This is a genomic window from Streptomyces sp. NPDC055254 (assembly GCF_053606025.1).
The window spans coordinates 41,549-51,515 of the sequence record NZ_JBSGQV010000009.1; the positions used below are offsets into that span (position 1 = coordinate 41,549).

The window sequence follows — 9,967 nt, forward strand, 5'->3', positions numbered from 1 at the left end:
GTGCGGCGGGGCGGGCCTGTTGTCCGGTGTTTGCTACCGCAGGGGCCGCCGGGACGGCCGGTCACCAGGGGCTGCTGCTGGAGGTCGGCCCGTGCGAGGCGGTGCGGGCGGGAGAAGCAGCGGGGGGTGCGGTGAAGGCGGGGTCGGCCGCCGAGGACTGGGTGGGGGAGTGGGCGGGGCCGGCGGACGTGCGGTGGGCGGGTCCGGTGGAGGAGGACTGGGTGGCCGCCCGGGCCGGGGCGTCGAGAGCGCGGCCGGTGTCGCGGGGACGCTCCTGCGGTTCTCCGGTCCGTTCCAGGCACAGCACCAGGTTGCGCTCGTGCTGGTTCTGGGGCCAGTCCACGTCCTTGCTGTGGATGGTCTGCGTAGGGACCCCGCCCGAGCTCTCCCAGCGACTCCTGGTCGCACGGACGTTGGGCCGCCAGGTGCCCTCGTACTGGTGCTCCAGCTCCAGGTGCCAGCTCTGGGCCTCGATGTGGCGGACCGTGCCGGCCGTGCCGGGGATCTCGATCCGGGTCTCGCCCGCGCCACGCCGCACGACGACCACGGCGCGCTGGGGCCAGTCGGCGTCGACGGCGATGACGGTGATCCGGCAAGGTCCCTCGTACCAGGCCATGGGTTCCTCCAGGTGAGTCCGGGGCGCGGGGCGCGCCGAGGGGCAGGCGGAGCGGGCCGCCCGGACGGGGCCGGCCGAGCGGTGGGCGTACGGACGCGTGCCCTCACGCGGATCAACGGGCCCTGGACCGCTTCCGGTTCACAAACCTGCCGCCGCCTTCGCCCGACCGGGTACCCGAGGAACCTCGCTCACCGGCTGAACTCCTTCGCCACCTGGGCCGCCAGCTCGTAGTACGCCGCCCTGGTCCGGCCGCGCATCTGCTCCGGATCGACCTCGCCGCCCTGGGCCAGGTGCTCGTCGTAGGGAACCGTCACCACGGCCCGGCAGCGCTGCTGGAAGTGGGAGACGACTTCGTCGACCCGGATCAGCCGGCCGGCGGAGGACCGTACGCCGGAGACGACGGTCACCGCGCGCCGCGCCTTGTCCTGGAAGCCGTGGGCGGCCAGCCAGTCGAAGGTGATGCCGGCGCTGGTGGCGCCGTCGACGCTCGGGGTGGCGACGACGACCAGTTGGTCGGACAGGTCCAGGATGCCGCGCATGGTGCTGTGCAGCAGGCCGGTGCCCGAGTCGGTGAGGACGATCGGGTACTGGCCGCTGAGCAGCTCCATGACCCGCCGGTAGTCCTGGTCGTCGAACGTCTGGGAGATTGCCGGGTCGCAGTCGTTGGCGAGGATCTCCAGACCGCTGGGCGCCTGGGAGGTGAAGGCCCGGATGTCCATGTAGGTGCGCAGGTCGGGGATGGCCGCCACCAGGTCGCGAATGGTGGCGCCGGACTGCCGGCGGACGCGGCGGCCCAGCGTGCCGGAGTCCGGGTTCGCGTCGATGGCGATGACCCGGTCGGCCCGCTCGCGCGCCAGGACCGCGCCGAGGGCCGTCGTGGTCGTGGTCTTGCTGACCCCGCCCTTGAGGCTGATCACCGCGATGCGGTGGCTGCGGCGGAGCGGGGTGCGGATGTCGTCGGAGAATCCGCCCGGCCCGCGGTGGCGGTCGAACCAGAACCTCTGTCGGGGGATACGGCGTACCAGGCGCTCGGCGGAGAGCTCGGCATCCGCCGCCCAGCCCGGCCGGGCCGGCGGAGCGGAGACGGCCGCGGGGGGCGCGGGGGGCGCGGGGGGCGCGGCCGACGAAGCCTCGGCGCCCTGGTCCTGGGTCCGCATCTGGGCCTGGACCCGGGCCTGCGCCTCCGGGGCCGAGGCCGCTGCCGGATCCGATGACGGGTCGGGCTGAGGGACGGGGGCGGCCGGAGTGGGTGCTTCCCCGGGCGCGGCACCCGGCTCGCGCGCCGTCTCGCCGGGCGGGGTCGCCGTGGCGGGGCCGGCGGGCGGTGGCGCGGTCTCGGCCGATGCCGAGGCGGACGCCGTGTCCGTATCCATGTCCGGCAGGTCCCGTATGTTCCGGCCGGCGTCCGGCCACGTCGTGGGGCCGTAGTCGGGAGCCTCCGCCCAGTGTCCGGGCTCGTTCATGCCGTTTCTGTCTACGACGATGGTCACCGCTGTGGTTCCCTCCCGTTGTCCTGGCCGTGGTTCACCCAGGGGAACGCGGCCGGCCCCGGGCCCGGTTCAGTGGCCGGGCAGGTCACGCCGGGGTGCGGCCGTGCTGCTCCAGCAGTTGGCGCAATGCCCGTACGGCGTAGAAGTTGCGGGACTTGACGGTGCCGGGTGGGACACCGAGCACGGCCGCCGCATCGGTGCTGGAACGGTCGTTCAGGTGCAGTTCCACGAGCACTTCCCGGTGGTGCGGGGGAAGTTCGGCAAGGACGCCGCGGATGTCGTGGGCGACCAGGGCCTCCTCGTACGGATCGTGCGGGGCCGCACGCTCCTCCGGGGTCTCGTCGCCGAGTTCCTTGACGCGGGCGGCCTGCATCCGGAAGTGGTCGATGGCGATTCGGCGGGCGACGGTGTAGAGCCAGGGCCGGCCGTGCTCCGGGCCACGGGTCAGAGCCTGAGGGTGCTGCCAGGCGCGCAGAAACGTTTCTTGCAACATGTCCTCGGCCTTGCCCCGGTCGCCGCTGGTCAGTCGCAGCAGCGCGCGCAACAGGTACGGGGCGTGCAGCCGGTAGAGCTCCGCCAGTGTGTCGCGGTCCAAGGTGGGGCGGCGCGCCGCGCCCTCGGCGGTGCCGGTGTCGGAGCCGGTGTCCCTCTCCGCACCCTCCGCGCCGTCCCGCAAGGCCGTGATGGCCGTCGTGTCCCCGTCCGCCCCGTGCCGCCCTGTCGCCTTCACGGCTCTTCCTCCTGCCTCGCGCCGCCGGCCTCTTCACATGGCTGACGACGGCACCTGCCGACCGCCCTGGGCAGGGCGTGTCGGGTCTGACGCAGGTGAGAGTCCCAGCCCGCCCCAACGTCCCACCAACGATTCGCCAACGATGCGGCTGGGCCGTGCCCTTCGGATCAGGCCGGTGCCCGCCGGTTGTGCCGGGGACAGGTGTGTGCCCGGGCGCTCCCCGCAGGGCGCCGAACGCACTTCCGCCCAGCTCTTCGACCTCTCGCCGCGTTCGGCGCCCGAGGAGACGCCCCGGCGCGCGCCCGGCCCCGGCGGAACCGGCCCCGCTCACCGCCCGGCCCCGGCGCGACCCGCTCACCGCCCGGCCCCGGCGGAACCGGCCTAAATCAGCTCTGAAATGCGCCTCTTATCGGCCGCCGGGGCTTGGTAACGGCCCGGCCGCCAGCCCCTGCGCCGCCCTCCGGGCACCACCACGGCTGCGCCGGCCACCCCCGCCGCCACCGCGAGGGCCGACGCGAACACCAGCCAGGCCGGACCCGCGGCCGACGGTCCGGGGTCCGGCGGCATCGCCACCCCGGGAGCCGACTCCCGGGCGTGGCCGGGCAGGCCCGACGCCCCGCCCTGCTGCTCCTCGGGGAGTACCGCCGTGACGGCGGCCACCGGGTCCACGGGCCCGTACCCCTGGAGCGGGTCCGGCAGTCGGCCGCCCGGCCCGGACGTGGTGGCTCGCAGCCGGTGCGCGAGCGCCTCACCGCCGAGTTCCGGCCGGTAGCCGAGCACCAGCGCCGCCGTTCCGGCCACCAGCGCGGCCGCGTAACTCGGCCCGGAGGCCGTGAAGTGTCCGTTGCCGCCCGGTCCCGGGCCCATCACCGCCTCTCCCGGCGCCGTCAGGTCCACCCGCCCCCCGGCCGCCTGCTTGGCCGGGGTCCCGCCCGGACCCGTCGCCGCGACCGCCACCACCTGCGGATGGGCCGCCGGGAAGGCTGCCCCGGTCTCCCCGTCGGCAGCGGCCGGGGCGATCACGACCGCGCCCCTGGAGACGGCGTACCGGACGGCGTCCCCCAGCGCCTGGCTGTCCGAGCCCGCCACCGCCATCACGGCGATCACCCGTGAGCCGCCGTCGGCGGCCACCCGGATGCCCGCACCCAGCAGATCGGGGGTGGTGTTACCGCGCCGGTCGGTGACCGCGACGTCCAGCACCCGGGCGCGCGGGGCGAGACCCGCAAACCCCGTCCCCGGCGTCCGCGCCGCCGCGATCAGCCCCGCCGCGAAGGTGCCGTGCCCGGCGCAGTCCGCCGCCGGCCCGCCGTCGAACTGGCGCGGCACCCGGCTCAGACGGCCGCCCAGCAGGCCTGAGGTGTCGTCCACGCCCGACCCGACCACCGCCACCGTCACCCCGGCGCCCTCGGTCAGCGGCCAGACGGTGTCCGGGCGCAGATACGCCTGGGGCCACGGCACCCGCGTGACGGTACGTTCCGACGCCGGCCGGCACTCGTCGCTCGTGAGCCGTTGCGTGAGCCTGGGCAGCGACGTCGGTTCCGAGCCCGCCCCGGCCGACCCCGCAGCCGTGGGCGTCCCCGGACCCGGGGCGGCCGGCACCGGGGACGCGGCCACCGCAGCCACCGCGGCCGGAGAGCCGAGCACCAGCGCCCCGCACACCAGCGCTGCCGTCAGGGCGCCGCCACCCCGGCCGCCCGGGATCACGCAGCGCCCCCGGGCACCCGGTCCCACGGGATGTCCTGCGGCAGCAGCAGACTGAGCTCCGCCAGGTCGTCGATGTCCAGCTTGCCGAGCCGCCCGGCCTGCCGGGTGATCATCGACTCCAGTGTCTGCCGCGCGAAGCGTCCGTTGCCGAAGGTCTGGTCACGCGCCACCGAGGCGAACCTCTCCCCGAGCGCCGTCAGCGTCTCGGGCGGGCACACGTACCCGGCCTTCTCCGCCTGCACCTCCACGATCTGCACCAGCTCGGCGTCCGTGTAGTGCTCGAACGAGACCGACCGCGAGAACCGGGAGGCGAGCCCGGGGTTGGAGTCCAGGAAGCCCCGCATCTCGTCGGAGTACCCGGCGACGATGACCACCACCTCATCGCGGTGGTCCTCCATGAGCTTCATCAGGGTGTCGACGGCCTCCTGGCCGAAGTCGTTGCCGCTGCCACCGCGCGGGGTCAACGTGTAGGCCTCGTCGATGAACAGCACACCTCCGCGTGCCTTGTCGAACGCCTCCTTCGTCAGCTGCGCGGTGTGACCCACGAAGCGGCCCACCAGATCGGCCCGGGCGGTCTCGATCAGCTGGCCGCCGGGCAGCACACCCAGTTCCGCGAGCAACTGCCCGTAGAGCCGCGCCACTGTCGTCTTACCCGTACCCGGCGGACCCGAGAACACCAGGTGGTGGCTGATCGTGGCGGTCGGCAGCCCGGCCTCTTTCCGCCGGTTCACCTGCTTGATCAGGTTGACCAGGTCCTCGACCTGCTCCTTGGCGGCCGGCAGACCGATCATTGCGCGCAGCTGGTCCAGCAGTTCCGTCTTCCGCTCGGCCGGCACCCCGGCGGCGGCAGCCACGGCCGCGGCGGCCGCCGCCGCCCCGACGTCCTCCGGCTTCAGGAGCGCCAGGTCCGCGTTGCCGATCTCCGGCAGCACGGCCAGCCGCGACGCCTGCCGGTCCACCATCTCCTCGAAGACCTTCCTCGCCGCCCGGCCGTTGCCGAAGTCGGCGCCCTTGGCCACGCTCTCGAAGTGCAGCTTCAGTGCCTCGCGGGTGCCGTCGGCCAGCTGGTAGCCGTGGGAGGCCGCGGACATCGTCACGATGGTCGTCAACTCGTCGTCAGAGTAGTTCTCGAACTCCACCGTCCGGCTGAAGCGGGACGCCAGCCCGGGGTTGGAGTCGAGGAACCCCTGCATCTGCTCCGAGTAGCCGGCCACGATCACCACGATCTCGTCGCGGTGGTCCTCCATCAGCTTGACCAGCGTGTCGATGGCCTCCCGGCCGAAGTCCGGTCCGCTGCCGCCACCGCCCTGGGAGAGCGTGTACGCCTCGTCGATGAAGAGCACACCGCCGAGGGCTTGCTTGAACACCTCCATCGTCTTGATCGCCGTACCGCCGATGATCGATGCCACCAGGTCCGCGCGCGCCACCTCGACCAGATGCCCGGACGGCAGCACGTCCAGCTCGGCGAGGACCGAGCCGTAGAGCCGGGCCACCGTCGTCTTACCGGTACCGGGCGGGCCCGCGAAGATGAGATGACGGCTCATCGGCAGCGCCGGCATGCCCGCCAACTCCCGCCGCCGCGCCAGCTTGTTGAGGTTGACCAGGGTGGCGACCTGCTCCTTCACCCCGTCCAGGCCGACCAGCGAGTCCAGGACGTCCAGCGGGCCCTGCGGCCGGGTGGGGCCCGGGCGCGCCGGTGACTCCGGCGACCCGTCACCGGCGTACTCCGCGCCGGAGCCGTCCGCCCCGTCGGCCCCGTCCGCGTCGGCGGGGCCGCCCGGGCGGGACCCGCCCCCCGAGGCCCCCGCCCTGGCCATGGACTCGCCGTGCGCGTCCGGCAGCCCGTTCTCCACACTGGTCAGGTTCTCGACCGCCAGCCGGTTCGAGGGCTTCGACTGCCGCAGCCCCGACCCCCGGTTCCCGGAGACCGTGCAGTCGTGCACCCGTACCGCCTCGGTGGAGTCGATCCGGATGCCGTCGGCGGTGTTGTCCACCGCCTCACACCGGCTGAGCGTGGCCCGGGCACCCGCCGCGACCTGGAAGCCGTGCCGTCGGCACGACCGCGCCCGGGTGCGGGTCGCGGTCAGCTCACCGCCCTCCTCGACGAGCACCCCCTCGTGGGGGGACTCGGCCACATCACAGTCCCGCAGCAGGGCCACGCCGCCGGCACCGACCGAGACCGCGGCCGCGCCGGTGTCCCGTACCGACGTGTTGCCGACGTACGTATTGCCTCCGTCGGCGATCCGGATGCCCGCCTGCCCGGTGCCGGAAATCTCCGAACCCTCCAGCCGGCCCCGCCCGTTGCGCGCCACTTCCACGCCGGGCCCGCGTACGTCCGACACGGTCACGCGCCGCAGCATCGGATTTGCCCCCTCCAGGACGCGCACTCCCGCTCCGGCGCTGTCACGGACCTCCAGCCGGTCGAAGTCCGGTGCGCTGTCCCCGGTCACCTGGACCCCCGCGTCCTTGGCGTCCCGTACCGAGCACCGGCTGAACGAGGGCCCCGAGGACTCCTCCACCCAGATGCCGTGGCCCTCGGAGGCGCTGACCTCGCACTCCTCGAAGGTGCCCCGGGAACGGCCGGTGACATGGATGCCGTTGCCCTTGGTACGGGAGGTCCGGCAGCGGCGCAGCACGGGATCGGTGCCTCCCGCCAGCGCGATGCCGTGCACCTTGGTGCCGGTCACCGTGCACTCCTCCAGCACCACCCGGTCCGTCGAGCTGATGTACACGCCCAGCAGGCAGTCCCGTACCGACGTGCGCACGATCCGGGTGACGCTGTTCTGCTCCAGGGCGATGGCGGGCTTGTCGGTGGCGGAGATCTGGCAGTCCTCGATCACCCCGCGGGCCTCGCCGTTTGCGCACACTCCGTTGCCGCGGGCATCGCGCAGCACACAGTTGCGGATCGTCGGATTGGCGCGCTCGCCGATGACCACCGCCGAGGTGCCCAGGTGCTCCACGACACAGTCCTCGATGACGCTGGTGCCGCTGGACGTCTCCACGATCCCCGCGCCGCCCGGGTTGGTCACCCGGCAGCCGCGCATCGCCAGCGAGCCCTGCTGGCGGGTGAGCACGGCCGTCCACGCGTTGCCCACCACCTCACAGTCCTGGAGCGCCGCCTGACCGCGCGGCACGTCCACCGCGGGCAGCTCCTCGTCCTGCCCCTGGAGCACCAGACCCGTCAGTTGCACCGCCTCGGCGACCACCTGGACCACCGTGCCCTGCCGGGGGGTGATCCGCACGGTGCCCCGCGCGTCCTCGGCGGTGATCGTCACCATCTTGGTGATGACCAGGTTCTCCTCGTAACGGCCCGGGCGGACCGAGATCACCCCGCCGCTGCGCGCCGCCTCCAGCGCTGCTCCGATGGTGCGGAACGGGCCGCTCGACCCGCCGGAGCCGGACGAGCCGCCGCTCTGCGCTTGCGCGCACACGGTCAGCACATGGCGCGACATGCCTGGTGGTTCCCTTCGTTCTGGCCGGTGGACGGCCTGGTTCAGGAGCTGGAGGTGCAGTTGAGGCGGACGGCGGAGCCCGCGTGGTGGGCGTACGTCTTCGTCGACCCCGACCAGTCCTGGCCCCGGTCGTGCAGCTTGACCGCCAGCTTGCCGCCGGTGATCCGGAAGCTGCCCCCGCTGACCCAGCGGCCCAGCTGGGAGGGCTGGTTGATGGAGAAGGACCCGAGGGTGGGGCCGCTCACGGAGGTGTCGCCGTGCACCGTGTAGTAGGACGGCTTCCCGCCGACCGCCCTGATGTCGGAGTTGTTCGCGATGTGGACCGACACCTGGCAGGTGCCCGTGGTGACGGCGCCGGTGCGGAAGGTCCACAGCACGTAGTTGCCCGCGTCCTTGCTGCTGCTGCCGGACATGGGCATCGCGAGGAAGTCGCCGTTGCAGCCGCTGCTGCCGTGGCCGCCGGTACCGTACTGCTTCCAGCCCTCGATGCCGTCCGTGTACCAGCCGTTGCGGCCGAAGGTGGTGCCCTCGCCGGAGCAGCCGGGTCCGGCGACGGCGGCGTACTCCTTTTTCGTGGAGGGGGGCGGGGGCGGCTGCGGGGCGGGATCGGACGACTGCGGGTCCTGGCGGGGCCCGGCGCCGGGGGAGCCGGCCGGGCCGGACCCCTGCCCGCCGGTGCCCGTACCGGGTGTCCCGTCGGAGCCGCCCGTCAGGCTGCCCGCGGGGTTTCGCTGACCCTCGCCGCCACCCGGGACGCTGCCGGTGTTGGCCACAGGGCTGTTCTCGGTGCCGGGACCCGGTGAGCCCACGGCCACTCCCGGGACGACGGCGCCGGGCAGCTGGGAGCCCTTGTCCGGCGCGTCGGCTCCCGGCACGAAGCCTTCGGGGCCGCCGTCGGGCTGGTTGTAGCCCGCTGGGCGCTCGGGGCCCGGACCGGGGCCGGAGCCGCCGCCGAGCTGGGAGAACAGGAAGGGCACGCCCATGAGCACCACGCCCGAGGTGGCCGCGGCCGCGATCATCGGCTTGGGTATCCGCCTCGTCCGGCGCTGGTCCCCGGGTACGGCGGGCGCGGCGACGGGTGCCGCCGCGAGGGCGTCGGGTGCCGCCTCCTGCGCGTTCTCCGCGGCTTCCTCTGTCCCTGCGACCTCCTGGGCCTCGGTTGCCTCCTCGGCCTCCTGCGCGCCGGTCTCGGATGCCGCGGGGACCACCGGGACGGCGCCGCGGGCCGGCTCGGAGACGGTCCCGGGCAGCTCCGCACCGGCCGCCGGTTCCGGGGCCGGCGCGACCGTGGGCGGGGTCGGGGGCGGCGTGGCGGGGTCCGCCGCCGGCTCCTCACCGGCCACCTGCCAGGCGACTTCCGGCAGGCTGATGGCCGCCGCCGGAGCCTGTTCGGTGGTCCCGTGCCGATGTTCCTTGTTGTCCACCGTGTTTCCCCTCGGTCATCGCGAAACTCCCGCCTACCGTTCGAACGGACCGCCACCGGCCCGGGGTTCACCGGCGACGGTCAACCGAGGAAGTGGACCGTTTCGCCCTCCGGGGCCGGGGTGAGCGCGAAGACGGCGGCCCGCTCGACGGTCGCCCGGTCCAGGGGTGCAGGAATCGCGTAGTCCGGGCTGCTCAGGTGCGCGAGCAGGCCGGGTTCGGGGGCGAGGGCGTACTGCTCCAGGTAGTAGGTGACCGTGTCGGTCCACACCCACCGGCCGTCCGTGCGGTAGTTCAGCGGCACCTCGGAGGGCCGCTCCGGGTCCAGCACGTCGTTCATCAGCATCGGCGTCACCAGCACGGGCGTGCCCGCGTTCAGGCGCTCGACCAGCAGGGCCCGCAGCGCAGGGTCGTCCACCGACGGATGGCCGACGGCGAAACCGGGCCCGGCCACCGGGTCCACGTGGTCGAAGACGGCGGCTAGCTGGAACTCCGGGTCGGTCATGGCGAGGTCCTAGTCCTTGAGGGTCGGGTCGGGATGGCCCGGTGGCCG

At 73.9% G+C, this 9,967-nt stretch carries 7 protein-coding genes; all 7 read right to left on the reverse strand.

Annotation, left to right across the window (positions count from 1 at the left end; translation table 11 throughout):
* Positions 1–61: 61 nt before the first annotated feature.
* On the reverse strand, positions 62–616 hold the full coding sequence (locus tag ACWFQ8_RS12140) for a hypothetical protein (RefSeq protein ID WP_453786098.1): 555 nt from the start codon (positions 614–616) through the stop codon (positions 62–64).
* A 188-nt stretch (positions 617–804) separates the two neighbouring features.
* Positions 805–2,079 carry a nucleotide-binding protein gene (locus ACWFQ8_RS12145; RefSeq protein ID WP_453786099.1) on the reverse strand — a complete coding sequence of 425 codons (1,275 nt, stop codon included), beginning with the start codon at positions 2,077–2,079 and terminating at the stop codon, positions 805–807.
* Between the two features lie 112 nt (positions 2,080–2,191).
* Complete coding sequence (locus tag ACWFQ8_RS12150; protein WP_453786100.1) at positions 2,192–2,836, reverse strand: sigma-70 family RNA polymerase sigma factor; 645 nt, start codon at positions 2,834–2,836, stop codon at positions 2,192–2,194.
* A gap of 381 nt (positions 2,837–3,217) precedes the next feature.
* Positions 3,218–4,294 (reverse strand): S8 family serine peptidase, encoded by a 1,077-nt coding sequence (locus ACWFQ8_RS12155; protein ID WP_453786101.1) that lies wholly within the window; start codon positions 4,292–4,294, stop codon positions 3,218–3,220.
* A 242-nt stretch (positions 4,295–4,536) separates the two neighbouring features.
* Positions 4,537–7,992, reverse strand: a complete 3,456-nt coding sequence (locus ACWFQ8_RS12160) for a right-handed parallel beta-helix repeat-containing protein (RefSeq protein WP_453786102.1) — start codon at positions 7,990–7,992, stop codon at positions 4,537–4,539.
* A 41-nt stretch (positions 7,993–8,033) separates the two neighbouring features.
* Entirely contained in the window at positions 8,034–9,416 is a 1,383-nt protein-coding gene (locus ACWFQ8_RS12165; RefSeq protein WP_453786103.1) for a hypothetical protein, read from the reverse strand.
* 80 nt (positions 9,417–9,496) lie between these two features.
* Positions 9,497–9,919, reverse strand: coding sequence for a hypothetical protein (locus ACWFQ8_RS12170; protein ID WP_453786104.1), 423 nt, complete (start codon positions 9,917–9,919; stop codon positions 9,497–9,499).
* Between the last annotated feature and the right edge of the window lie 48 nt (positions 9,920–9,967).